Origin of the sequence: Janthinobacterium sp. LPB2021202312-11-4 (genome assembly GCF_037049705.1) — a bacterium.
Taxonomy (GTDB): Bacteria; Pseudomonadota; Gammaproteobacteria; order Pseudomonadales; family Pseudomonadaceae; genus Aquipseudomonas.
The window spans coordinates 62,411-87,633 of record NZ_JBAGKV010000026.1; the positions used below are offsets into that span (position 1 = coordinate 62,411).

Genomic DNA, 25,223 nt, shown 5'->3' on the forward strand with positions numbered 1-25,223 from the left:
TTTCAAATGGCGTTGTAGGTCGTTCATTGCGCTTGCCTGCTCATAAAGCGGCCGACCCGCGTTTCCAGGTACATCCCCAGGCGCGAACACAACTCGACCAGCAGCAGGTAGCCGATACACAGCACCAACAGGGTTTCGACGAAGGCGAAGGTTTGCGAGCCGATACCGGTCATGACCATGGTCAGTTCCGGGATGGTGATGATCGACAGGACCGCAGTTTCCTTGCACAAAATGGTCACCAGATTGACCAGCGCCGGCAGGATCATCACCAGCATCTGCGGCACCTGGATGCGCAGGATGCATTGCCAGCGTGTGATGCCCAGGCAATCGGCCGCTTCCAGTTGACCGCGGGCGACCGACTCGAAACCGGTGCGGAAGATCTCCGCAAAATAGACGCTGCCGTAAATGCCCAACCCGAGGACGCCGGCCGGAATCGGCTCCAGGCTGAGGCCGAATGACGGGCCGCCGTAGTAGACCAGGAACAGCTGAACCAGAAACGGCGTGCTGCGGATCACTTCGATGAACGCCCGCAACGGCGCGCGGATCAAGTTGTTGCCAAACAGTTGCGCTACGGCAATCAGCAAGCCGAGGAACAACCCGAGCACGACCCCGGCGGACCAGGTGCCGAGGGTAACGGCGAAACCTTGGGCGATGTCATCGAGGTGCTCGGTGATGATCCGGTAGTCGAAGATCATGAGCGTTGCTCCTTCATGCGTCGTTCCAGCAGGCCGCCACAGAACGCCAGTGGAATGTTGATCAGGCAATAGAAGCCGGCGAGCATCAGGTAGTCCTGAACGAACAGGTAATCGCTGGCTGCCAGGTTCTGCGCGGTGCGGGTCAGGTCTGCGAGGCCGACCACCGACACCAGCGAAGACGCCTTGATCAGCAGGATCATTTCGTTGACCAGCGCCGGCAGCGTCAGGCGAACGGCTTGCGGTACGCGAATGCGGATCAGCATTTGCCCGGTGCTCAGGCCAAGCAACCCGGCGGCCTCTAACTGACCACCGGGAATGGCCAGGAAACCACCACGCAGGATCTCGGCGATGTAGGCCCCGGCGCACAACGACAAGCTGATGATCGCGGCGGTCAGCGGCGACACGTTGGGCAGGCCAACACGTGGCAGGAAGTAATAAACGAAGAGCAATTGCACCAGCAGCGGAATGCCCCGGAACACAAAAATGTAGCCGCCACCCAAACGCCGGAACAACGGCACCGGCGACAGGCGCAGGCTGGCGATCAGAATGCCGATGAAAAACCCGATCACCAGGGCGGCGGTGGAGACTTCAAGCGTCACCAGCAGGCTGGTCAGCAGCAACGGCAGGTTCTGTAAAAACAAAGGCCAATCGAACATCGCGGCGACTCCAACTCAGTTGATCGCCAGCCAGGGCTGGCCGGCGATCAGGAGCTCCAATGAACAGGCGGGTTTACCAGGTTGGGGTGAAGTCGGCTTTCGGTACGTCCATCTCGGCCCCCAGCCATTTTTTCTGCAGGGCGGCGAGGCGACCGTCGTCGTGCATTTTCAGCAGTGCGGCATCGAGGGCGGCGATCAAGCTGTTGGCGTCGTCATCCTTGCGGCCCAGGTAGGCGAAGTAGGATTTTTTGCCGAACGGCGGCAGGATCACTTTGAACGCCTTGCTACGCTCGGCGGCGACGTAGGAGATGTTCGGCAGCGAGTTGGCAACGGCAACGATGCGCTTGGCCGCGAGGTCGGCGTAGGCCTGGTTGTTGTCGACGTACTCACGGATCGTGACTTTCTCCGGCAGCGTGGCGGCGAAGGTTTTGAGCTCTTCGAGTTGCGCCGAACCTTTACCCGCACCCACGGCTTTGCCGGCAATGTCTTGCGGTTTGGTGATGGTGGTGTCGCTGGCGCCGACCATCAAGGCAACGGTGGCTTCGGCGATGGGCAGCATGAAGTGATAACGCTCTTTGCGGGCCTGGGTCACGATGATCGGACCGGCGACCATGTCGAATTTCTTCGCTTCAAGCCCCGGCAATACGCTCGGCCACGGCAGGTCGATGAACTTCACCTTGACCCCCAACTCCTTGCCCAACTGCTCGAACAACTCGGCGTTCAGGCCTTTCTGCTTGCCGTTGTCGGTGAAATCGAAAGGCGCAAATTGCAGCTCGGTACCCACCACCAGTTCTCCGGCTTTTTTTACATCCGCCAGTTGATCGGCGTGTGCAGCCAGGGACGCGACAGTCAGGGTCAGAGCGAGGCACAAACCGTTGAATCGTTTACTGAATAGAGAATCGAGTTGCATGGTGTCACTCCTTCAGGGGATACAGCGAGGTTGGGTGTGAGTCCTGCGGTGATTCAGGAGGGCAACAGCAGTTAACGTGCCACTCCGGTATATACAGGCCCTCAGCCGAGGATTTTCCCCGGGTTGAGAATGCCGTTGGGGTCAAAGCAGTCCTTGAGTTGGCGCATCACCGCGAGGGCTTCGGGGCCGACCGAGTGATGAAGAAACTCACGCTTGAGCAGGCCGATGCCATGCTCGGCAGACACCGAACCACCCAGTTCGCCGACCGCGCTGTACACCAGTTCTTCGATCTCAAGGATCGGTGCCGGCTGCGGCAAGGACTGGCAGTCCACGGTCAGGTGCAGGTTGCTGTCACCGATGTGTCCGAAATACACGCTGCGGTTGCCCGGCCAGCGTTCTTCCAGGCGTGCGCGGCAACGCTCGACGAAGTCGCCGATCAGGCCGATGGGCAGGCTGACGTCGAAATTCAGCGGGGTCATGCGGGTCGGGAATTCGCCGGTGGCTTCGCGGATTTTCCAGAGCCCGCGCGCCTGGGTCTGGGAACTGGCGAGCACTGCGTCGATGACTTCGCCGGCGCCGAACGCCTCTTCCAGCGACGCCTGGAGTTGCTCCTGCGGGCCGGCCGACTCCAGCAGCACATACAAACGATGGTCCAGCGACATCGGCGCGGTGGCGTTGTCCAGCCAGCTCACCCCGAGGCGGAAGAAGTCTTGCCACATCAGCTCATAGGCTTGCGGCGTGCCGACGCTGCGTTGAATCCGCCGCAGCAGGCTGACGGCACTGGCGTAGTCGGGCAGGGCGCAGAGCAGGGTACTGGTCTGGCCGGGTTGCGGCGCAAGCTTCAATACTGCCCGGGTGATCACGCCCAAGGTGCCTTCACTGCCGATAAAGCACTGTTTCAGGTCATAACCGCAGTTGTTCTTGATCATTTTGTTGCGCAAGTCGAGGACCCGGCCATCGGCCAGAACCACTTCCAGCCCGAGCACCAGGTCACGGGTCATGCCGTAGCGAATCACCGCGTTGCCCCCGGCATTGGTGGCGATGTTGCCGCCGATCTGGCATGAGCCTCGTGCGCCAAGATCCAGAGGAAAGACAAACCCGGCGTTGAGCGCGGCTTGCTGGATCTCCTCCAGGGTGGTGCCGGCCCAGGCGCTGACAGTGGCGGCCGCCGGGTCGATTTCTTCGATGCCGCGCAAACGTTCCAGAGACAAGGCAATGTCCGTGGCCCGAGGCACCGCGCCGCCGGCCAGCCCGGTCATGCCGCCCTGGGGAACCACGGTTTGTTGGGCTGCGTTGCAAATCCGCAGGGCGCTGGCGACATGTGCAGTGGTGCGTGGCAACAACAGCGCGGCGGGGCAGGCCGGGGCATGGCCGGTCCAGTCGCTGTAGTGGCGTTGACTGATATCGGTGCCAGTGATTACCGCGTCGTCACCCAGTGCCTGACGCAATTGTTCGAGGGTGTGTTGTAGATCGGTCATCAGTTCAACTCACGGTCAGGGGAAGTGGCGGTTGTCGTGGTCAACGCACGACGATCAAGTTGCTCAAGGTCCGGGGTGCCCAGCAAAGACAAGGCCAGGCGCAGCTCTTGCGCCAGCAGGTCGAGGGCACGGCCGGCGCCGGCCTGTCCACCGACGGCGACTCCATAAAGCGTAGATCGCCCCAGCAACACCGCATCGGCGCCAAGTGCGCAGGCTTTGAGAATGTCAGTGCCGCGACGGATACCACTGTCGAGCAGCAGGGCGAGTTTGCCTTTGGCCACGGCGGCAATCGCCGGCAGGCAATCGAGGCTGGCAGGAACTCCGTCCAGTTGCCGGCCGCCATGGTTGCTCACCACCAACCCGTCGAGCCCCAGGGTCACGGCTTTCTCGGCGTCGGCCGGGTGCAGCACGCCTTTGAGCAGCAACTGGTGCGGCCAGCGATCACGCAAGCGGGCGAGGGCGTCCCAGTTCAGTCCGGTGTCCATTTGGCTACCGATAAACTGCGCGGCACCTTCGACGGTGCGTTGTTCGGCTGGCAGATAGCGTTCGATGTTGCCCAGGGTCGGCAGACCGTGTGGCCACACTGCTTGCGCCATCCACCGTGGGTGACACAGCACGTCGAACTTGTGGCGCAGGCTCAATTGCCGGGGGCGGACGAAGCTGCGCCGGTCCCATTCCCGATTGCCCAGCAACACCGCGTCGCTGGTCAGCAGCAAGGTTTTGCAACCGACCGCATCGGCACGTTGCAGCAGGTCTTCAGCCACGGCCGGATCACGCAGGCAATACAGTTGAAACCAGAGGTTCACCTCAGGCACCGCCGCCACGACCTGTTCCAGAGAACTGGTGGAAACGGTGCTAAGGGTGAACGGCAGCCCACGCTCGGTGGCGGCGCGGGCCAAGTGAATATCGGCGTCGCGAAAAAGCATGGCGTTGTAGCCAGTGGGACCGATAGCGATCGGCAACGGCAGAGCTCGCCCGAACAGCAAGCGCTGAGTGTGCGTCGCCGAACAAGGCACCAACGTGCGAGGCAGTAGCGTGATGTCCGCGAAGGCCTGGCGGTTGCGCTGCAACGTCCGTTCTTCCTCGGCCCCGCCTTCCAGGTATTCCCAGGCGAAATGCGGCAAGCGTCGCCGCGCCATCGCCGCCAGTTCGGCAATGCTCTGTGCCCGGTGAATATCCGACCCTGAATAGTAGCGACGCATGGCGATCCCTTTGGCGTGATGAAAGCGGCGCAGTCAGGCTGCGCCGACTCGTTTGCGATCAGGCATACAGGCGTTCGGCGGGCAACCAACGCTCGAACGCGGCCAACTCCACCCAGGCGCGAGCGGCGGCGATGTCCGGGGCGAAGTAACGGTCTTCGTCGTAGTGCGCGACTTCGCGGCGGATCATCGCCAGGACTTCGCCCAGTTTTTCCGAGGTCTTGAGCGGCGCATGCAGGTCCACGCCCTGGGCCGCACCGAGCAGTTCGATGGCCACCACGGCGCTGCTGTTACCAGCCATATCCAGCAGACGCCGGGCCGCGAAGGTTGCCATCGACACGTGGTCTTCCTGGTTGGCCGAGGTCGGCAGGCTGTCGACCGACGCGGGGTGAGCCAGGGTTTTGTTTTCCGACGCCAGTGCGGCAGCGGTCACCTGAGCGATCATGAAGCCTGAGTTCAAGCCACCTTCGCGCACCAGAAAGGCCGGCAGACCGGAGAGCGCCGGGTCAACCAGTTGGGCGATCCGGCGTTCCGAGAGCGCACCGATTTCGGAAATCGCCAAGGCCAGGACGTCCGAGGCCATCGCCACCGGCTCGGCGTGAAAGTTGCCGCCCGACAGCACATCGCCGTCAGCGCTGAACACCAGCGGGTTATCTGAAACGGCATTGGATTCGCGCAGGAACACACCCGCAGCAAAGCGCAAATGATCGAGGCAAGCCCCCATGACTTGTGGCTGGCAGCGCAGGGAATACGGGTCTTGGACCCGAGCGCAGTCGATGTGCGATTGACGAATCTCGCTGTCGGCCAGCAGTTCGCGGTAGTACAGCGCTACATCGATTTGACCCGGTTGACCGCGCACGGCCTGGATGCGTGGGTCGAACGGCACATCCGAGCCCTTCAAGGCTTCCACGCTCAGGCTGCCGGCCACTACGGCGGCGGTGAACAGTTTTTCGGCGGCGAACAGCCCGCGCAGCGCCAGGGCCGTGGACACCTGAGTGCCATTGATCAGCGCCAAACCTTCCTTCGGCCCCAGCACCAGCGGTTCCAGACCGGCAATCGCCAACCCTTCGACGGCGTCCATTTCACGCCCGTTATGACGAACGCGACCGACACCCATCAGCACCGCCGACATATGCGCCAGCGGGGCCAGGTCACCCGAAGCACCGACCGAACCCTGGGACGGAATGCACGGATAAACCTTGGCGACATACAACTGAACCAGTGCTTGAATCACTTCCCAGCGAATGCCGGAAAAACCTCGGGCCAGGGAACCGACTTTCAACGCCATGATCAGGCCGACACTGGCGTCATCGAGCAATGGACCGGTGCCGGTGCAGTGCGAGAGCAGCAGGTTGCGCTGCAACTTGGTCAGCGACTCGGTCGGAATCTTTGTTCTGGCGAGCAGGCCGAAACCGGTATTGATGCCATACACCGTGCGTTCGTTGGCAATGATCTGGTTCACAGTGTGGGTGCTGGCCTCTACGACTTCGCGGGCCTGCGGGTCCAGTTCAATAGCGCATTGCTTCTGATAGATGACGCGCAATTGATCGAGCGTGAGTTGACCGGGTTTGAGCAGCAGAGGTGTGTGCATTGCAATGTCCTGGGGCAGTGATGGTTGGAATAGGCAGCTATATCATCCTGTATATACAGGTAGAGCAATATGCGGGCCAAAAATCACAGCCATCCTCAAAGAGCGGCGTTTCAGACGCGCGCCATGCCCGATTTAAAAGAAACGTTCGGCCTGCTGAGGTTTGAATGTGTAACCGAAAGCTGCACCAAATGCGCGCTCGGCGCACACAGTTGGGGCGTTTGGAAACCAATGAATACTGGGCAGCAGGCCGATTTTGGATTGTTGAAAAGCGAGCGGGGGGCCTTAGCACGCAGGGAGTGACGGAGCAGGAGAGCGGAGCGGCACAGTAAATGCTTTTAGCTGTATATACAGGGCGCTCCATATTGCGTCATGTCCCTGAACGACCACCAGCACCACGCCCCCCAGGAGTGAGCATGTCTTCCACTATTCATCTGCCTCTGATCGATATGTCCGGTGTCCGCGAAGGTGACAAGGCGAGTATTCGCCGCGCCGCCGATGCCATTCGAACCGCCTGCTGTGACATCGGCTTCTTCTACATCATCAATCACGGTGTGCCACAGGGCGTCATCGACCGGGCGATGGCGGCGGCCGGAGAGTTCTTTGCTTACCCGGCCGAGGTCAAACGCCAGGTGGCCGTCAACAAGCGCCATCGTGGCTGGCACGCGCTGGGCGGGGCGACCATGTACGAGGCCACCAAACCCGATCACAAGGAGTTTTTCAGTATCGGGCTCGAACTGGCCGAAGATGATCCGAGCGTGCTCGCCGGTGAGGCGTTGCGTGGGCCGAACCAGTGGCCGGATTTCATGCCGTCGTTGCGTGAGGCTTTGGCGGACTACTACCGGGAAGTTGCCTTGGCCGGGGCCGACCTGTTGCGGGTGGTGGCGGTGGGGTTGGGTATTGACGAAGATTTTTTCACCGACAAATACACCAAGCCGTTGCAGCGCACGCAGATGGTCTATTACCCACCGCAACCGCCCCAGGCTGAAGCTGATCAGTTCGGCGTGGCGCCACACACCGACTACGGTTGCATCACATTGCTGTATCAGGACAACAGTGGCGGTCTGCAGGTCCGTGAGCTGGGCGCCAACCGCTGGATTGATGCCACGCCGATCCCCGGCAGCCTGGTGGTAAACGTCGGCGACCTGTTGGCGCACTGGTCCAACGATCGCTTTCGTTCAACGCTGCATCGGGTTATCAACACCTCGGGCCATGAGCGTTACTCCATCGCAACCTTCTACGACCCGACTTACAGCGCCAACGTCGATCCCTGTGACTTGGGCATCGACCCGGCGCAGAGCCTGTATCCGCCGGTGGCGGCAGGAGACTACATCCTCAAGCGGATCGACGACTCGATGGCGTATCGCAAAAAGCAGGCATAAACCCTGGGATTGGAAAATGCCCCCCCTGTTGGAGCGGGCTTGCTCGCGAAGAGGGCGTGTCAGTCGACATTAATGTTCACTGAACCACCGTTTTCGCGAGCGAGCCCGCTCCCACAGAAGGCATAAAGTCGATCAGAGGTGGCCGAAGCTCAGCGGGTACTGAACCACCACATACACCCTGTCGATGTCATCGCCCGCCTGGGCGGTGTTGGCCCGGTGCGAAACATGGGACAGTTGCAGCGACAAGTCCTTGGCCGGGCCGGCTTGCACGACGTAGCGCAAATCGATGTCGCGCTCCCAGTGCCGTCCGCCATCGCCTTGTTGCGGCTGGTACTCGCCGGTCGCCGGGTCGAACGGGTTGTAGGCGCCGCCCTTGGGCGCGTGAGTGCCGTCAATATCGCGGCCGGTCACGTAACGGGTCATGAACTTCAGCCCGGGAATGCCGAAAGCTCCCAGGTCGAGGTCATAACGCGCCTGCCACGAGCGTTCATGGGCACCGTTGAAATCGGCGTACTTGATCGAGTTGGCAAGGTAGATGGAATCGCCGCCGACGAAATCGAACGGGGTGTCACCGTTGATTTGCTGATAGGCGAGGGTGAAGGCGTGGGCGCCGAGGCTGTACTTGCCCGACAAGCTGTAGGCCGTGTTGTCGATTGGCCCCGCGACTGCCCGGCCAGTGTCTTGCGTGTGATAGAGATTGGCGTCGAGGAAAACGTCCGACTGCTTCAGGTGCAGATTGCCGTAGTACTGGTGCCAGGTGTCGCTCAACTCGGAGGCGTACAACGCACCGCCCAACGGGTTGTTGGTGAACAGGTCGGCGCCGAGGAAGCTAATCCCACCGGCCTCAGTGTTGGCGCCATAACCATAGAAGTCGCCTTTGCTCGATGAACTGTCCTGATTCTTGAACGCCGTAAAATGCCCGGCCACCTGGTTCATGCCGTCGATTTCCTTGCTGCTTATCAGCAAACCGGTGGCGTACTCCGGTTGCAGGCGTTTGTCCGAGGTGTCGAACACCGGGGTTTCCACGGTCATTTCGCCGAAGGCCAGGGTGGTGCGGGAGGCTTTGAACTTGATTGCGCCACCACCACTGGAATAGTTGCTGTCACTGCGGCCGTCAGCATCGACCGGCAATAACCCGGTACCGGAGTGGCCCTTGCCGCCGTCGAGTTTGAGCCCGAGAAAACCGTGTGCATCCAGGCCAACGCCAAGCGTACCGTCGGTGAAACCGGATTCAAACGTGCTGATAAACCCTTGAGCCCATTCGGCTTTGTAACTTTTACCGGAGGGCGAGGGCGTGCGGTAATCGCTGTTGAGGTAGAAGTTGCGACTTAGTACCCCCAGCGTTGCACCGTCGAGAAACCCGGAAGCGCTAGGCGCCGGTTCACCAGCCAGGGCGGTGCCGGCGAACAGTATCGATAACCAAAGCGTGCGGTGTTGTGCGGAAAACGTCATGGGCTGATCACCACCAGGCAGCGACTGCGCAGGGCACGCAGTCGCTGGTGTTGCTTAATGGCCTTCGGATGCGCCGAACATGGTCTTGGCGTAGATCAAGCCCAGGCCATAAGAACCACCGTTGGCGATGGAGGTTTTCACGGTTTCGTCGTACGTCTCGCCGCGTGCCCAGTCACGTTGCAGTTCCAGCAGGTATTGCAACGACGTCATTGGGCGGGCGCCGAGCTGGATCATGCGTTGAATGGCCATTTCGTGGGCTTCGACGGACACGTCGCCGCACGCATCGGCGATGAAATACACCTCAAAACCCTGGTCGATGGCCGACAGGGCCGGGCCAACGATGCACACCGAGGTCCACAGGCCGGCGAGGACGATTTTCTGCTTGCCGAACTTGTTCACTTCAACGGCGATGCGCTCGTCTTCCCAGGTGTTCATGCTGGTGCGGTCGATGATGGTGTGCTCCGGGAACACCGACTTGATTTCGTCGAAGATCGGCCCCGAAAAGCTCTTCTCGGCCACGGTGGTCAGGATGGTCGAGACCTTGAAGCCGCGAGCAGCCTTGGCCACCAGCGCCGCGTTGTTGCGCAGGGTCACGGCGTCGATGGACTTGGTCGCAAAGGACATCTGCGACTGGTGGTCGATCATGATCAAGGTGTGATCGGTCGGGGTCAGCAGGGTTTTACCGGGGGCTGCTTTTGCAATGGCCATGACGGAGGTCCTTACGGGGATGAGTGAAGGGCCATGGTTGCGCAGATTCGGGCGGGGATATTGAGTTGGTGTGCTGAGTTTGCGGTTTTGCGAGGGACGGTGCGGCGAGGGTCAGCCCGGCGCGATGATGCGGCATCGCGCCGGGCTTTTGCGTCACTGCATGACATACCGGCCGGGTGCCGACTCCAGCGCCGGGTAGTGGGTATTGCCGGTGTGCAACGCCGAGGGTTGGCGTTCTCCGGCGTGAGCAGCCAGCCAGACAAACCAGTCGTTCCACCAACTGCCCGGGTGCTGTTCAGCGTTCTTGAACCAGGTGTCGGGTTTCTGGGTAACGCGATTGTTGGTCCAGTAATGGCGTTTTTGGCTGGCCGGCGGGTTGATCACCCCGGCGATATGCCCCGAGGCACCGAGCACAAAACGCTTGGTCCCGCCGAGCAACGCGGTGCTGGCATAGGCGCTTCGCCACGGAACGATGTGGTCGTCATGGGTGGCCAGGATGTACGCCGGCGCCTCGATGGCTTTCAGGTCGAGCTTGACCCCGCAGCACGTCAGCTCGCCGGATTTCAGATCGTTTTGCAGGTAGGTGTGGCGCAAATACCAGCAGTACATCGGGCCGGGCAGGTTGGTGCTGTCGTTGTTCCAGAACAACAGGTCCAGGGCAATCGGCTTCTGGCCCTTGAGGTATTTGTCGACGTTGTAGTTCCACCACAAATCATTGGGGCGCAGCAGCGAGAAGGTGTTGCCCATGTCCTCGCCCTTGAACAGGCCGATAGGGCCGTCCAGCCCGCCGATGGTGCGTTCGCGGTAGGCCACCAGTTGTTCGTCGACGAAGATGTCGATCGGGCCGGTGTCAAGGTAATCGAGGAAAGTAGTCAGCAGGCTGACGCTGGCGATTTCCTTATCGCCCCGCGCGGCCAGGACCGCCAGCGCCGTGCTCAACAGCGTGCCGCCTATACAGAAACCGACGCAATTGGGCCGTTGTTCGCCGCTGATGTCACGGGTCACTTGCAGGCCTTTAATGATGCCGGTTTCGATCAGGTCATCCCAGGTGGTGTTGGCGTGGGCCTGGTCGAAGTTGCGCCAGGACATCAGAAACACCGGGTGCCCTTGTTGCAGCAGGTGGCGGATCATTGAGTTGTCGGGGCGCAGGTCGAGGATGTAGTACTTGTTGATCGACGGCGGCACGACGAACACCGGGCGGTGGTACTGGGTCTCTGTTTGCGGGTAGTACTGGATCAACTGGAACAATTCGTTCTCGAACACCACTTCGCCGGGGGTGCTGGCCAGGTCCACGCCGACCTTGAACGCATCGCTGTCACACTGGCGCATCTTGCCTTCTTGCAGGTCGCTGGCCAGGTGCAGCAGCCCCGTGAACAGGCTGGCGCCCTGGGTGTCGACCACCCGTTGCAAGGCATCCGGGTTACTTGCCAGAAAGTTGCTCGGCGCACCGGCGGCGATGGCTTGCTCCACCAGGTACAGCAGGCGTTGGCGCGGTTTCTTTTCTTTGATTGGCAGTTGTTCCAACAGCTTGAGCAGGAACCCGGCGTTGAGCAGGTAAAACGCAGCGAGGGAACCGAACAGCGGTTGGCTCCAGGCGCCGCTGGCGAAGCGTCGATCCTCGAAGGTGAAGGGCTGGCCGGTCATCAAGCGCTGGCCGAGGTCGCCCCATTGCAGTTGATAGTCGGACTGCAGGCTGTCAAGGGTGCTGCGGGGCAGGTCGAACCAGTCGTTGTACTCGTGCCCTGAAAACCATGGATTGGTGCTGACCCACAGGCGCAATTGTTGCACTGCAAAGGAAGCAATGAACGGAACCTGGCCAGACCAGTAAGTGTTGAAGGTGTGCGCGTTGTTATCCATGGAACTCCTCGCCCACAAAGGCAAACCGGGCAGAAAAAAGGCGCGCAGCACCGCCGTTCGGCGCCGCGTCGGCCACTACTGCATGTTCATCCCGCCGTTGACCGAGAAGTCGGCCCCGGTGCTGTAGGCCGATTCATCGGAGGCAAGCCAGGCGACGATGGAGGCGATTTCTTCCGGCTGGCCCAAGCGTCCGACCGGTGTAGCGGCAATCATGCTGTCGAGGATGTCCGGGCGAATGGCCGCCGTCATGCTGGTCTGGATGTAGCCCGGCGAAACGGTATTGACGGTCACGCCCTTGCCCGACACTTCCCGCGCCAGGGCCATGGTGAAACCGTGGATGCCAGCCTTGGCCGCGCTGTAGTTGGTCTGACCGAACTGGCCGCGCTGACCGTTGATCGAGGAAATGTTGATGACCCGCCCCCAGCCTTTGCTCAACATGCCTTCAATAACTTGCTTGGTGGTGTTGAACAACCCGCTGAGGTTGGTGCCAATCACCGCGTTCCAGTCTTCGGGGGTGAGTTTTCGAAACGAGGCATCCCGGGTAATGCCGGCGTTGTTGACCAGCACATCCACCGGGCCGAATGCTTCCCGGACACTCTCGAAAGCCCGGCGGGTCGACTCCCAGTCGGTGATGTCGCCGTAGACAAATTCAAATTGATAGCCCGCTGCCAACTGGCTCGCGGCCCACTCATTCTTGCGGCTGGAGTCAGCGCTGCAGCCCACCACCACCTTGAAGCCCTCACTGTAAAGACGCTGGCTGATCGCTGTACCAATCCCACCCATACCACCGGTTACCAATGCAATACGACCAAGCGACTTCATACGCGCCTTTCCTTTTTTATTTTGCGCTGCAAGATGGGGGATTGTTCGGTATTGGCGGGGGCTGCGGAAGTGTTGTGAGGTGACTCTCTGGTGTCCAACGGCGCCATGCCTGGCTAAAAACGAGGAGTACCTATACTGGGATCAACTTTCGCAACCGAGCGGTCCGTTATTTTTGATTCAACGCAGATCCGTTATGGCTCCGGATAGGACGTCCGGCTCCACAGGTCATTGAGGACGCCATGTACAGAATGAGTTCAGGCTATGCCAACGTGCTGGTCAATACGCTCTCGGCGCAAGGGCTGGATGTCGCCAGTCTGTGCCGTGAAGCTGGACTTGATATCCATCTTGCGAACCTGCCAGGGGCGTTTTGCGAGCGAAGGGCGATCTATCGATTGTGGCAACTGGCGGCCGAGGCCAGTGGTGATCCGGACATTGGCCTGAAAGCCTATGGCAACTTCCATCCCGGCAGTTTTCAGATTGTCGGCTACACCATGATGTCCAGCCTGAACCTGAAAAAAGCCCTTGAACGGCTCGTGCGTTTCAGCCCGTTGATTGGGACTGGATTCAGTCTGTTTTTTGTTCCCGAGCAACAAAACTATCGATTGGCCGCGCTTGATCATCAGCAGGCTGGCTCGTTGAAGCCTCGGCAATATGTCGACGCCGGCCTGGCCTCGTTGATGGGGTTTTGCCGTTGGCTGGCGGGCGGCAACTCCCCGCAACCGTTGAATGTGGAGTTCAGTTATCCGGAACCGGCCGACATCACCGAGCATCGGCGTTTGTTTGGCTGCAACCTGCAATTTGATGCCGCCTACGACAGCATTCTGTTCGCCGGTCAGGAAGTCCTGCGCCCGTTGAGCATGGCCAACGAGACGCTGGCGGTGCTGCACGACAGTTTTGCCGAGGCGCAACTGGACCTGCTGTTTGGCTTTTCGATTGTGTGCCGGATTCGCGCGTTAATTACCGAGCGACTGAGCCAAGGCAAGGGGCAGTACGATATGGAATCGATCGCCGCCGCGCTGAACATCAGCAAGCGCACGCTGCAACGCTCACTGGAAAAGGAAGGAACGCAATTCAAGGACGTGCAGAACGCCGTACGCCGGCAGTTGGCCGATTATTACCTGCGCCATTCTCATTTCAACATGAAGCATGTGGCGTATCTCCTTGGTTTTCATGACCACAGCAGTTTCAACAAGGCGTGCAGTCGCTGGTTTGGCATGACGCCGGGGCAGTATCGGGCCGATGAGTCTGTTGAAGCAGAGGAGGCTGCACCGGTTTGAGTCTGGTTTTTCAGGATCAAAAGATCGCAGCCTTCGGCAGCTCCTACAGAGGGATCGTTTTTGTCTGTAGAAGCACCGTTGCGGGGTTTATTTGGTGGTGGGTTTTTGGGGTTTTGTACGGGGCTTGGTTGGGTGGCGCGTCGGGATTTCATTTTTGGCGACAGGCGCAGGTACTTCCGGCACTACTGCTTCCACCACATCGGCTTCGCCCGGCGGTTGGGTCAGGTTGAACCCTGGCATCGGCACTTCAAGCAACGTGTGCAACTCGCCCCAGAATCCGTGCCCGGTTGCCGTTTCGCTGAGCAACACGGGCAACAGATTGGCGACGGCGGCCAGAACTTGCTGGCGTTCCTCGGGTTGCGGCAGCAACAGCGGCAGGCTGCGCAGGCTCTCTTGCGGGTAAGTGAGCACCAGCATTTTCTGGGTTTGCAGGGTTTGGCGAAGGTCCAGCGGTTCGGCGCTGTGGTCCTGCAGCAACAGCGGCAATTGCTCGAGCAGTTTCTCCAGATTGGCCTTGCCCGGTTCGTCGCTCTGGCGTTCCAGCAGGAACAGGATGCGGATCAGGGCTTCCATCAAACCGCCGACGGGCAGTGCGGTGTGCAGACGTTCAAGCAGTTCCTTGTCGTAATCCTTGGCATGGGCTTGAAGATCGCGTCCCGGCACGTTGCCACCGAGGCTGTTGAGCGCGCCATACACCCCGTAGAAAGCCAGCTCCTGGGTGGCATCACGCAGATCGCGGTAGCCGTTCAACGCATCCTGAATCTGGTTGGAGAACAACGCCTGCCAGGCCAGCAATGGATTGCCGGTGGCGGCGGGGCGTCGATCATTGCGCACTTGCGCGGCGCTGCCGGCCAGCCACCACAGGGCCGGGTTCAGGCTACTCCAGAGCACTTGCTGTTGATGGAACGGATGGGCCTGGCGTATCAGTTCGGCGGTCGGTTCATTGATCAACGGCCGCAACCACGGGCGAACGAAGCCGTCGTACAGGCTGTTATTGACGCTCGACGCGCGCGCCACCAAGGCAAATTCGCGATCATCATCGCGCGGTGGCTGGGCTTGGCCATGGATGTCAGCGATACGCCGGGGTTCGAAACGCACGGCGTATTGAGTGTCTGGCAGATCGTCGATCAGCATTTCATAGAGACCGGCGGGCAGGGCGTTGATGGTTTCGACTGCGCCCAGCAGCTCACGGTGCTCACGCCGGGCCACGTCACCGGAGACGAAAATCCCCAAGTGGCCGATGCTGGCGTGGCGCAAGTAAACAATGGTGCGCCCGGCGTTTTGCAAGGCCAGATCACTCGGGTACACATCGGCGATCCAGTCCAGCGCCTGTTGCGGCGAGGTGATGTTGTCACCGTAGGAACAAAACACCACCACCGGCACTTCGATGCGCTTGAGGTCGAGCCCGCTGGTTTTGCGTCCCAGGCCACCGGACAGCTGATTACCGATGAACAGGTCGTCGACAATCATCTCGATTTCTTCGCCGTTGAGCAGCGTCGGGCTGCCCCACCAGCGTTCGAAATCGAGAAACCGCGCGGCTTCCGTGTCGACTTCGCTGAACAGGTGATAGTACTTGCCCCAATAGGTATTGGCTGGGTCGAGGTTCTCGAAATTGCTCACCAGCCAGGTGCCGTCGAACCGGTCGTTGCCCACGTCACTGCCCAACCGAGCCATCCAGCCGCCCCCCAGCAAACCACCGGTGTAGCGCATCGGGTTGCGGCCATTGACCCCGGCCCAATAGGACAACGGCGCGCCGTTGACGATGATCAACCCCGGCAGTTCTGGCCGGGTGGCTGCCAGCCCCATCAGCGCCCAACCGGCCTGGCAGTTGCCGATCACTACGGGCTTGGCGCTGACGGGGTGGCGGGCACTGACCGCTTCAATGAACTGCGCCTGAGCCTCGACGATGTCCGCCAGGGTTTGCCCCGGCGCAGGCGCGTGACTGAAGGCAATGAAGTAGGTGGGGTGGCCGGCGCGCAGGCTTTCGCCGATCAGCGAATCCTGTTTGAAGCCGCCGATACCTGAACCGTGACCGCCGCGGGGGTCAATGATGATCACCGGGGGCTGGCCGTCGATCGATTGCTCGGGGCTGCTGAGGATGCGCAACAACGAATAGTTGACCGGGCGCGCCAGGTCCGCGCCGTTGACCAGGGTTTCATGCTCGAACTTGAGCAGCAGCGGAAAACCGGCGCGTTCGTGGGCCAGGGTGTTGTCGCCGCGCTGGCGCAAGGTGTCCCAGAACAACAGGCTGCGTTGACCAAGGTCAATGAAGTATTCCTGCCAGTGCGCGGCGGTCGGCGGTTTGAGCTGGCCCTGGTTTAACGGCGCGAAGGTTTTGGCCTGGCGCTGTTGCACGGCGTCGAGCACGTTGCGAGTGTTGAGACGTTGCAGGTGATTGAGGTGCTCGAATAGCCCAGTCACTGGGGAAAGCGTTTCTTCTTGCGATGCAATAATTTGTTCCTGGCCCATTGTGATCTCCTGACACTGTGCGAGGGAGTCGTCAGCCAGACTAGCAATGGCTAGGCCGATCATCGGATTTTCACGAGTCTATAGCGAATAACCTCATGGGGCGTACCGTTTATTTTGCACTGCACAAAATATCCGTTGCCAAACGGTTTTGTGCACTGCAATATCAAGGCTATCGCGATGACTGCCCGGATCGCTGTCGCGTCCTCAGGCCTGAATGGGCCTTCCAGTACCAGGAGATTTCAGCATGTCTTTGTTCAACTCGGAAAAACTGCAAGCCACTCAGAAAGCCAACCTCGACCTGTTGCAGCAAATCAGCGGCAAAGTCTTCGCCAGCGTTGAACAACTGAGTCAGTTGCAGTTCAAGGCACTGCGCGACTCCACCGAAGAGCACTTCGAAGGTGTTCGCAAACTGTTGGCAGTGCGTGATCCACAAGGCTTTGCGGATTTGCAGGCGTCGTTCACCCAGCCGAGCGCGCAAACCGAACGCCTGGCCGAGTTCAACCGTCAGGTGCAAGCGCTGATCGTCGGCACCCAGTCGGACATCGCCAAACTGACCGAGCGTCAGGTCGAGGCGGGCACCCAGCAAGTGAATGAGTTCGTTGAGTCGATCAGCAAGAACGCCCCGGCTGGCTCCGAGCCGGTGGTCGCAGCGTTCAAGTCGGGCCTGGCGAATGCCAGCACAGTATTTGAGAGCGCACAGAAAGCGGTAAAACAGGCGGCTGATGTGGCTCAGAGTGGTTTCGACGCAGCGACCGCTGCTGCTGGCAAAACCGCTCCAGAAGCGAGCGCCAAGGCCACCGGCGCTAACAAGTAAGTCCAATCAGGCTTGCAGCACCAATGGCGATGGGATTATTCCCCATCGCCATTTTTTTTCGGCTCGCTATCGGCGGCGGGTTTGGCGCCGAACAGGCCGAACATGTTCTGAGTATTGAGGTACAGCGCTTTGGACTGATCGACGTATTGGCGCATCAGGTCCTGCATCACCGGCGCCTGCTGGTGCATGAAGGTGCTCCAGGCCTCGGTCGACTGGGCGCCGGTCTGGGACTGGATGTCGATCACGGTCTGAATGCTTTTATCCAGGTAGCTGCCGAGCACGCCTTGATACGGGCCGTAGAACTGGATGATGCCCATCAGCATTTCACTGCTGAAGATCGGTTCACCGCCGCTTTCGGCTTCCAGAATCACCTGCAACAGAATGCTGCGAGTCAGATCCTCGCCACTTTTGGCATCGACCACCTGGAACGGGACTTTATCGACCACCAACTGACGAATGTCGGCCAGGGTCAAGTGGCTGCTGGTGTGGGTGTCGTACAGGCGGCGATTGGGGTATTTCTTGATCAGGCGGGGGGTGTTCCGACTGGTGTCTGTCATGCGGGGCGTCTCGTGGCGAGCCTGATTTGCAGGCATCTTAACCTACTATCGCCAGTTCGATGGTTTCCACGCTCGGCGTGGGCAGACCGCCATCGAAGTCCCTGTAGGAGCGAGGCTTGCCCGCGAAGGCATTGTGTCAGTCAACATCAATGTTGAATGTGCCGACGCTTTGGCGGGCAAGCCTCGCTCCTACAGGGTGATGTGTTTCCCAGGCACCCGCATGGGAACGGTCAGTGAGAGGAGGTGCTTACCAGATCGGCAAGCTATAGCTGACGATCAGGCGATTTTCATCCAGGTCGCTGCCAAAGTTCGTCGAGCGCACTGTCGCATTGCGCCATTTCACCCCAACGTTCTTCAGCGGGCCACTCTGCACGACATAGCCGATATCGGTATCGCGTTCCCACTCCTTGCCCTCGGGGCGATTGCCGCCCAGATCAATGTTGTCGCCACTGAGGTAGCGGGTCATGAAGGTCAGGCCTGGCACGCCGATGGCCGCAAAGTTGTAGTCGTAGCGCGCCTGCCAGGATTTTTCGTCCTTGCTGGCGAAGTCGCCGATCTGCACGAAGTTCACCAAAAACGCATCGGTGCCGTTGATGTAGGCAAACCCGGTGTTGCCGCTCATGCCCTGATAACCCAGGCCCAATGCGTGCCCGCCGAGGGTGTAGGTGAACATGGCGCCCAGCGCTTTGTTATCGACGTTGCTGCCGCCATCGTTGGTGGAGCGGGCGAAGCGTAAATCGCTCTTGAATGACTGGCCCGCCGTCACCGGCAACACGTAGGTCAGGTTGACCAGGTGCTGGCTATAGAGGTTGTCGAGATGACCATAGCTGTAGCCGGTGGCGAGGTTGCTGGTCCATTTGTAGTTGAGGCTGGCAAAGTCGAAGCTGTCGCTGGTCGGATGCGGCGTGAGGATGCCTTTGGCGCCGGTCTTGGTGAGGGTCATGTCTTCGTAGTCGGTGGAATCGCGCTGATTGACCTGCTTCAGGCGTCCGCCGTCCACGGTCAGGCCTTCGATTTCCAGCGAGGTCAATTGACCGCCCTCGAAGGTCTGCGGCAACAGCCGCGAATCGTTGGCCAGCACCGGCGGCAACTTCGGCAGCAGCGTGCCGAGTTTCACCACGGTTTTGGAGGCGCGGACTTTGGCGGTCAGGCCCAGTTCACCGTATTCATCCTGCGCACCTTTGCTGGTAGTGCGATGGCGCTCCAGCAAGCCGGAGCCGGCGCGATCCGGGCTGGAATCGAGTTTGACCCCGACCAGGCCAATTGCATCGACACCGAAGCCGACCAAGCCGTCCGTAAAACCCGATTCATAGCGCAGCAGGAAACCCTGGGCCCATTCCTCTTGCTTGGATTGCGGTGCGTTGGTCTGGCGAAAGTCGCGGTTGAAGTAGAAGTTGCGCAGCTCCAGGCTGGCCTTGCTGTCCTGAATGAAATCCGCCGAGGCGGGGGCCGAGAGGCCGATGACGCCGCCGGCCAGTAACAGTTGGGTAGCGAGATTGCGGGTGTGACGGTCCATGGTGAAGCCCCTTTGTTTTTATTTTTTTTGAAATAGCGGATCACACACCCTCGCCAGCAGGGCGAGGGCTTGTTCAGTAAAAAAACGCGAACGCCCAAAAGAGGAGCGGAGCGCCGCGTGCGGTTCAATCGTTAGAACTGTTCGGCGCTCAGGCCATACAACGAGCCACTGCCGGCCCGAATGGATTGCTCCAGCCCCAGGATTCGTGGCAACAAGCGGTCGAAGTAGAAATTGGCGGTGGCGATCTTCGCCCCATAGAAAGTCGGGTCCTCACTCAGTTTTTTCTCGGCGACTTGCACCATCCGCGCCCAAAGCCAGGCGTAGGCGACGTAGCCGAACAGGTGCAGGTATTCCACCGACGCCGCGCCGATTTCATTGCGATTGGTCGCGGCCTGGTCTTGCAGCCAATCGCTGAGGTTTTCCAGACGCTGCACGGCGTCGAACAATTGGAGGGAGTAGGGCGCTTGAGGCTGATGGGCGAAATGGCGGATCTCGCCAGTGAACTGGCGCAACCCAACGCCGCTGTCGGCCAGCACTTTGCGTCCGAGCAGGTCCAGGGCCTGAATGCCGTTGGTGCCTTCGTAGATCTGCGCGATGCGCACGTCGCGGACCAATTGTTCCTGGCCCCATTCGCGGATGTAGCCATGGCCGCCGAACACTTGCTGACCGTGGATGCAGCTTTCCAGCCCGGTGTCGGTGAAAAACGCCTTGGCCACCGGCGTCAGCAGCGCCACCAGGGTTTGCGCGGTGTCGCGTTCCCGGGCGTCGTCGGAAAACTTCGCCAGGTCCAGTTGTTGACCGACATAACTGGCGAACGCACGGCCACCTTCGGTCATGGCTTTCATGCTGAGCAGCATGCGGCGTACGTCGGGGTGAACGATGATCGGGTCGGCGATTTTGTCCGGAGCGGTGGTGCCGGTCGGGGAACGACTCTGCACCCGTTCACGGGCGTAGCTGACGGCGCTCTGATACGACGCCTCCGCGCAGCCGATGCCTTGAATGCCGATGGACAGGCGTTCGTAATTCATCATGGTGAACATCGCCGCCAAGCCTTTGTTGGCTTCGCCCACCAGCCAACCGCTGGCACCGTCGAAATTCATCACGCAGGTGGCCGAGGCCTTGATGCCCATCTTGTGTTCGATCGAGCCGCAGCTCACGGCGTTGGCGTGGCCGAGGGAACCGTCGGCGTTGACCAACACTTTGGGCACCACAAACAGCGAGATGCCCCGTGGACCGGCCGGGGCGTCCGGCAGTTTGGCCAGCACCAGGTGGATGATGTTTTCCGTCAGGTCCTGATCGCCACCGGTGATGAAGATCTTGCTGCCGCTGATGAGGTAACTGCCGTCAGCCTGGGGCTCGGCGCGGGTGCGGATGATCCCCAGGTCGGTGCCGGCGTGGGCTTCGGTCAGGCACATCGAGCCGGCCCAGCGGCCTTCGTACATTGGCGGCAGGTAGATGTTTTTCAGTTCTTCGCTGGCGTGAGCATCCAGTGCCAGGCACGCGCCGGAGCTCAACGCCGAGTACAGCGCAAAGCTTGAGTTGGCGCCGTAGAGCATTTCTTCGAACTGCACCGCGAGCATCTTCGGCATGCCCATGCCGCCGAAATCGGCGTTACCGGACAAGCCGACCCAGCCGCCCTCAATGTAGGTGGTATAGGCCTGTTTGAAACCCACGGGGGTGGTGACCTGACCGTGGACCCAATGCGCGCCTTCCTCGTCGCCGCTGCGGTTGAGCGGCGCGATCAGGTGCGAGGTGACCTTCGCCGCTTCCTCAAGAATGGCGTCGGCGGTGTCGGCATCGACGTTGTCGGCCAGGGCCGGCAAGCGCGCCCACAGGGCCGGGGCGTCGAACACTTCATGCAGCACGAAGCGCATGTCGCGCAGTGGGGCGTTGAATTCGGGCATAACGTGAACCTCTTGGGACGGTTGTGCGAGGGGCACGGCGTCGCTTGCGCGGGCCGTGCCTTTTCAATCAATGACTGGAAGCAGCGGCAGCACCGAGGCCGGTCTGGGCGCGAACGAATTGGTCGGCGTAGGCATCACGCTCCTTGTCGGCCTGCACGCTACGGTCGAGCCTGGACACGACGACAATCACCAGGAACGCCAGCGGCATCGAGAACAGCGCCGGGTGGTCGTAAGGGAAGATCGCGTGGGCATGGCCCATGACCGTGACCCACACGGCAGGTGACAGAATCACCAGCACCAACGCGCAGATCAGCCCGGCGAAACCGCCGAGGATCGCGCCTTTGGTGGTCAGGCCTTTCCAGTACATGGCCATGATCAGCACCGGGAAGTTGGTCGATGCGGCGATGCCGAAGGTCAGGCCCACGAGGAACGCGACGTTCATCTTCTCGAACAGAATGCCCAGCAGAATCGCGACGATGCCCAGGCCCACAGTGGCCATGCGGGTGACGCGCATTTCCTGTTTCTCGCTGGCTTTGCCTTTCTTGAACACCGTGGCGTAGAGGTCGTGGGAAATCGCCGAGGCACCGGCCAGGGCCAGGCCGGAAACCACTGCAAGAATGGTGGCGAACGCAACGGCGGCGAGGAAACCGAAGAACAGGTTGCCGCCCACCGCTTTGGCCAAGTGCATGGCGACCATGTTGCCGCCACCGATCAAGGCCCCGCCGACTTCACCGTTGACGTAGTACTGCGGGTCGGTGCCGATGATCACCATCGCCGCGAAGCCCAGGGTGCAGACCACCAGAAAGAAGAAACCGATGAAACCGGTGGCGTAGAACACCGACTTACGCGCTTCCTTGGCGTTCGGCACGGTGAAGAAACGCATCAGGATATGCGGCAGGCCGGCAATCCCGAACACTAGACCGAGGGACATGGACGCGGTGTTGATCGGGTCGGCGAGCATCGCGCCAGGGCCCATGATGTTCCAGCCGCTGGCGTGGGCCTGAACGGCTTTGGTGGCGAGGGTTTCGTAGCTGAAACCGAACTGCGACATGGCCATCACCGCCAGGGTCGTGCCGCCGGCGAGCAGCAACACAGCCTTGATGATCTGCACCCAGGTGGTGGCGATCATGCCGCCGAAGATCACGTACACCAGCATCAGCGCACCAACGATCACCACAGCCACCGGGTAATCGAGGCCGAACAGCAATTTGATCAACTGACCGGCGCCGACCATCTGCACGATCAGGTAGCAGCAGACCACCGTCAACGAACCGAACGCGGCGAAAATCCGCACTTTGTTCTGGTCCAGTCGATAGGACACGATGTCGGCGAAGGTGTAGCGCCCCAGATTGCGCAAGCGCTCGGCCATCAGGAAGGTAATGATCGGCCAGCCGACGAAGAAGCCGATGGTGTAGATAAAACCGTCGTAACCCTTGGCAAACACCAGGCTCGACAGCCCCAGCAACGTGGCGGCGGACATGTAGTCACCGGCAATCGCCAAGCCGTTTTGAAACCCGGTGATGCCGCCGCCGGCGGTATAGAAGTCCGAGGTGGATTTGGTTTGCCGCGCGGCCCACCAGGTGATGCAGAGGGTGCCGAGCACGAACACAAAGAACATGCTGATCGCGTTCAGGTTGAGCGGTTGTTTTTCGACGGCACCCGTGAGCGGCGCGGCGAGTACCGTGCCGGATGAGATCAAACCGGCGCTGGCGAGGAAGAGCTTTTTGAGCAGCGTCATTATTTGCTCTCCTCAAGAATGGCGGCGCCCAGTGCGTCGAAACGGGTGTTGGCGCGGTAGACGTACCAACCGGTCAGCAGCCAGGAAAAAATGATGATCGCAGCGCCCACCGGCATGCCCAGGGTCAACATCCGATGCTCGCCGAGCGGTGCATGCAGCCACTGCGGGGCAAACGCCACCACCAGCATGAACAGGTAGTAAGTGCCCAGCACTGCGGCACTCAACGACCAGGCCAGGCGCGAGCGGCTGCTGACCAATTGAAGGAATTTCGGATTGCTGCGAATCCGTTCGCAACGCTGGGTGTCGGTTGAATGGATGTCGATCATCGTTAGCTCCACATTGTTTTTGTTTTCGGTGTGTGGGGGCAGGGCGGGGCCGCCAAATTCGGCGTGCACGGGCCCGAAACGGCAGGTCGGGACCTGCCGCTTGAAGGGTGAAACGTCGGTGAGGGTTAGAGGGCCTGGGCTCTATCGCGCAGCACGTACTTCTGGATCTTGCCGGTGGACGTCTTCGGCAGCAGGGTGAAGATCACCGTGCGCGGCACTTTGAAACCGGCCAGGTGTTCGCGGCAGAAACTGATGATGTCGGCCTCGCGCACGTCCGGGTAATCCGCCTTCAAGGTAATGAACGCGCAGGGGGTTTCACCCCATTTCTCGTCGGGCCGGGCGACCACGGCGGCTTCCATCACAGCGGGATGGCGGTAGAGCACGCCTTCGAGTTCGATGGTGGAAATGTTCTCGCCACCGGAAATGATGATGTCCTTGAGCCGATCCTTGATCTCGATGTAACCGTCGGGATGACACACCGCCAGGTCACCGGTATGGAACCAGCCGCCCTCAAACGCTTCGGCGGTGGCCGTCGGGTTTTTCAGGTAGCCCTTCATCACGGTGTTGCCGCGCATGAAGACTTCACCGATGGTCTTGCCGTCACGCGGGGTCGGTTTCAGGGTGGCCGAATCAGCGACCATTACGCCTTCCAGCGTCGTGTAGCGCACGCCCTGGCGGGACTTGATTTGCGCGCGCTCGTCCGACGGCAGCTCATCCCACTCGGCATGCCAGGCGCAGAGCGTCACCGGGCCGTAGGTTTCGGTCAGGCCATAAACGTGGGTGACCTTGATGCCCATTTCTTCCACGGCATAGATCACCTTGGCCGGCGGTGCGGCGCCGGCGACCATGGCGTTGACCGGGTGATCGATGGCGGCTTTCGCCGAGTCCGGCATGTTTACCAGTGCATTGAGCACGATTGGCGCGCCACACAGGTGAGTGACCTGGTGTTCGCGGATCAGGGTGAGGATTTTCTGTGGATCGACCCGGCGCAGGAACACATGCACGCCGGCCATTGCGGTGATGGTCCACGGGTAGCACCAGCCGTTGCAATGGAACATCGGCAGGGTCCAGAGGTACACCGGGTGGTTGCCCATGGCCCAGGTCATCTGGTTGCCCAAGGCATTCAAGTAGGCGCCGCGATGGTGGTAGACCACGCCTTTCGGGTTGCCGGTGGTGCCGGAGGTGTAGTTCAGCGAGATCGCTTGCCACTCGTCATCCGGCCATTGCCAGGCGAACGCCGGATCGCCTTCGGCCAGCAGGGCTTCATAGTCCAAGTCGCTGACGGCTTTGCCTTCGCCGTATTCCGGGTCGTTGACGTCGATCACCAGTGGCGGGTGATCGAGCATGCCAATGGCCGCGTGAATCACGTCGTGGAACTCGCGGTCGGTGATCAACACCTTGGCCTCGCCATGCTGCAGCATGAACGCGATGGCTTCGGCATCCAGGCGTACGTTCAGCGGGTTGAGCACGGCGCCAATCATCGGCACGCCAAAATGCACTTCCAGCATTTCCGGGATGTTCGGCAGCATCACCGCAACGGTGTCGTCCTTGCCGATCCCGCGACCGGCCAGGGCCGAGGCCAGGCGTCGGCAGCGCGCATAGGTTTGCGCCCAGGTGCGGCGGATCGAGCCATGGATGACGGCGGGGTAGTCAGGGTAAACGTGGGCGGTGCGCTCGATGAAGCTGAGCGGAGACAAGGCAATATGATTGACAGCCGCAGGGGCTAGCCCTTGTTCGAAGATCGACATGTACGGGTACTCGGTGGCTGATTGTTAGCTCTATAGCTGACCTTTCAGCGTAGCCGCTGAGGTCAAACTTTATGTCCGGCGTGCTTTATATAACAATCATCCATGGATATGGAAGTACAACCTACGT

General features: G+C 60.6%; 20 protein-coding genes. 3 read left to right on the top strand and 17 right to left on the bottom strand.

All coding sequences use genetic code 11. From position 1 onward, the window contains the following. Positions 1–23: 23 nt before the first annotated feature. The 6 genes from V5E99_RS23825 to hutH all read right to left on the bottom strand — a co-directional run bounded on the left by V5E99_RS23825 (position 24) and on the right by hutH (position 6,529). A complete protein-coding gene (locus tag V5E99_RS23825) occupies positions 24–695 on the bottom strand; it encodes an amino acid ABC transporter permease (RefSeq protein ID WP_499804685.1) in 672 nt (223 codons plus the stop codon). Further along, on the bottom strand, positions 692–1,351 hold the full coding sequence (locus tag V5E99_RS23830; protein WP_499804686.1) for an amino acid ABC transporter permease: 660 nt from the start codon (positions 1,349–1,351) through the stop codon (positions 692–694). The genes V5E99_RS23825 and V5E99_RS23830 overlap by 4 nt, the downstream gene beginning before the upstream one ends. A gap of 73 nt (positions 1,352–1,424) precedes the next feature. Continuing rightward, positions 1,425–2,261 (bottom strand): transporter substrate-binding domain-containing protein, encoded by an 837-nt coding sequence (locus V5E99_RS23835; RefSeq protein WP_499804687.1) that lies wholly within the window; start codon positions 2,259–2,261, stop codon positions 1,425–1,427. Positions 2,262–2,362: 101 nt separating this feature from the next. Next, positions 2,363–3,739: an FAD-binding oxidoreductase gene (locus tag V5E99_RS23840; RefSeq protein ID WP_499804688.1), complete on the bottom strand. Its 1,377-nt coding sequence runs from the start codon at positions 3,737–3,739 to the stop codon at positions 2,363–2,365. Next, positions 3,739–4,941, bottom strand: coding sequence for an alpha-hydroxy acid oxidase (locus V5E99_RS23845; RefSeq protein ID WP_499804689.1), 1,203 nt, complete (start codon positions 4,939–4,941; stop codon positions 3,739–3,741). The genes V5E99_RS23840 and V5E99_RS23845 overlap by 1 nt, the downstream gene beginning before the upstream one ends. 58 nt (positions 4,942–4,999) lie before the next feature. Further along, a complete protein-coding gene (gene hutH / locus V5E99_RS23850) occupies positions 5,000–6,529 on the bottom strand; it encodes a histidine ammonia-lyase (RefSeq protein ID WP_499804690.1) in 1,530 nt (509 codons plus the stop codon). 413 nt (positions 6,530–6,942) lie between these two features. Between hutH and V5E99_RS23855 the strand changes: the two genes are divergently transcribed. Further along, positions 6,943–7,908, top strand: coding sequence for an isopenicillin N synthase family dioxygenase (locus tag V5E99_RS23855; RefSeq protein WP_499804691.1), 966 nt, complete (start codon positions 6,943–6,945; stop codon positions 7,906–7,908). Positions 7,909–8,040: 132 nt separating this feature from the next. On the opposite strand, the gene V5E99_RS23860 is transcribed toward V5E99_RS23855, so the two are convergent. The 4 genes from V5E99_RS23860 to phbB form a co-directional block, all read right to left on the bottom strand. After that, positions 8,041–9,360, bottom strand: a complete 1,320-nt coding sequence (locus V5E99_RS23860) for an OprD family porin (RefSeq protein ID WP_499804692.1) — start codon at positions 9,358–9,360, stop codon at positions 8,041–8,043. Between the two features lie 54 nt (positions 9,361–9,414). Next, entirely contained in the window at positions 9,415–10,068 is a 654-nt protein-coding gene (locus V5E99_RS23865; RefSeq protein ID WP_499804693.1) for a hydrolase, read from the bottom strand. A 153-nt stretch (positions 10,069–10,221) separates the two neighbouring features. Then, positions 10,222–11,925: a class I poly(R)-hydroxyalkanoic acid synthase gene (gene phaC, locus V5E99_RS23870; RefSeq protein ID WP_499804694.1), complete on the bottom strand. Its 1,704-nt coding sequence runs from the start codon at positions 11,923–11,925 to the stop codon at positions 10,222–10,224. 75 nt (positions 11,926–12,000) lie between these two features. Further along, positions 12,001–12,747 (bottom strand): acetoacetyl-CoA reductase, encoded by a 747-nt coding sequence (phbB, locus tag V5E99_RS23875; RefSeq protein WP_499804695.1) that lies wholly within the window; start codon positions 12,745–12,747, stop codon positions 12,001–12,003. A gap of 239 nt (positions 12,748–12,986) precedes the next feature. On the opposite strand from phbB, the gene V5E99_RS23880 reads away from it, so the two are divergent. Then, positions 12,987–14,024 (top strand): AraC family transcriptional regulator, encoded by a 1,038-nt coding sequence (locus tag V5E99_RS23880; RefSeq protein ID WP_499804696.1) that lies wholly within the window; start codon positions 12,987–12,989, stop codon positions 14,022–14,024. Between the two features lie 87 nt (positions 14,025–14,111). On the opposite strand, the gene V5E99_RS23885 is transcribed toward V5E99_RS23880, so the two are convergent. After that, positions 14,112–16,493 carry a DUF3141 domain-containing protein gene (locus V5E99_RS23885; protein WP_499804697.1) on the bottom strand — a complete coding sequence of 794 codons (2,382 nt, stop codon included), beginning with the start codon at positions 16,491–16,493 and terminating at the stop codon, positions 14,112–14,114. 244 nt (positions 16,494–16,737) lie between these two features. On the opposite strand from V5E99_RS23885, the gene phaP reads away from it, so the two are divergent. Further along, positions 16,738–17,307, top strand: coding sequence for a TIGR01841 family phasin (gene phaP, locus V5E99_RS23890; RefSeq protein ID WP_499804698.1), 570 nt, complete (start codon positions 16,738–16,740; stop codon positions 17,305–17,307). 35 nt (positions 17,308–17,342) lie between these two features. On the opposite strand, the gene phaR is transcribed toward phaP, so the two are convergent. The 6 genes from phaR to V5E99_RS23920 form a co-directional block, all read right to left on the bottom strand. Next, positions 17,343–17,864: a polyhydroxyalkanoate synthesis repressor PhaR gene (phaR, locus tag V5E99_RS23895; protein ID WP_499804699.1), complete on the bottom strand. Its 522-nt coding sequence runs from the start codon at positions 17,862–17,864 to the stop codon at positions 17,343–17,345. Positions 17,865–18,111: 247 nt separating this feature from the next. Continuing rightward, a complete protein-coding gene (locus V5E99_RS23900) occupies positions 18,112–19,380 on the bottom strand; it encodes an OprD family porin (protein WP_499804700.1) in 1,269 nt (422 codons plus the stop codon). Between the two features lie 131 nt (positions 19,381–19,511). Beyond that, positions 19,512–21,284, bottom strand: a complete 1,773-nt coding sequence (locus V5E99_RS23905) for an acyl-CoA dehydrogenase C-terminal domain-containing protein (RefSeq protein ID WP_499804701.1) — start codon at positions 21,282–21,284, stop codon at positions 19,512–19,514. A 67-nt stretch (positions 21,285–21,351) separates the two neighbouring features. Next, the gene (locus V5E99_RS23910) at positions 21,352–23,022 is read right to left on the bottom strand and encodes a cation acetate symporter (RefSeq protein WP_499804702.1); all 1,671 of its coding nucleotides are present in this window, start codon (positions 23,020–23,022) and stop codon (positions 21,352–21,354) included. Beyond that, complete coding sequence (locus V5E99_RS23915; protein ID WP_059407144.1) at positions 23,022–23,348, bottom strand: DUF485 domain-containing protein; 327 nt, start codon at positions 23,346–23,348, stop codon at positions 23,022–23,024. The genes V5E99_RS23910 and V5E99_RS23915 overlap by 1 nt, the downstream gene beginning before the upstream one ends. A 125-nt stretch (positions 23,349–23,473) precedes the next feature. After that, a complete protein-coding gene (locus V5E99_RS23920; protein ID WP_499804703.1) occupies positions 23,474–25,096 on the bottom strand; it encodes an acyl-CoA synthetase in 1,623 nt (540 codons plus the stop codon). Positions 25,097–25,223: the final 127 nt, after the last annotated feature.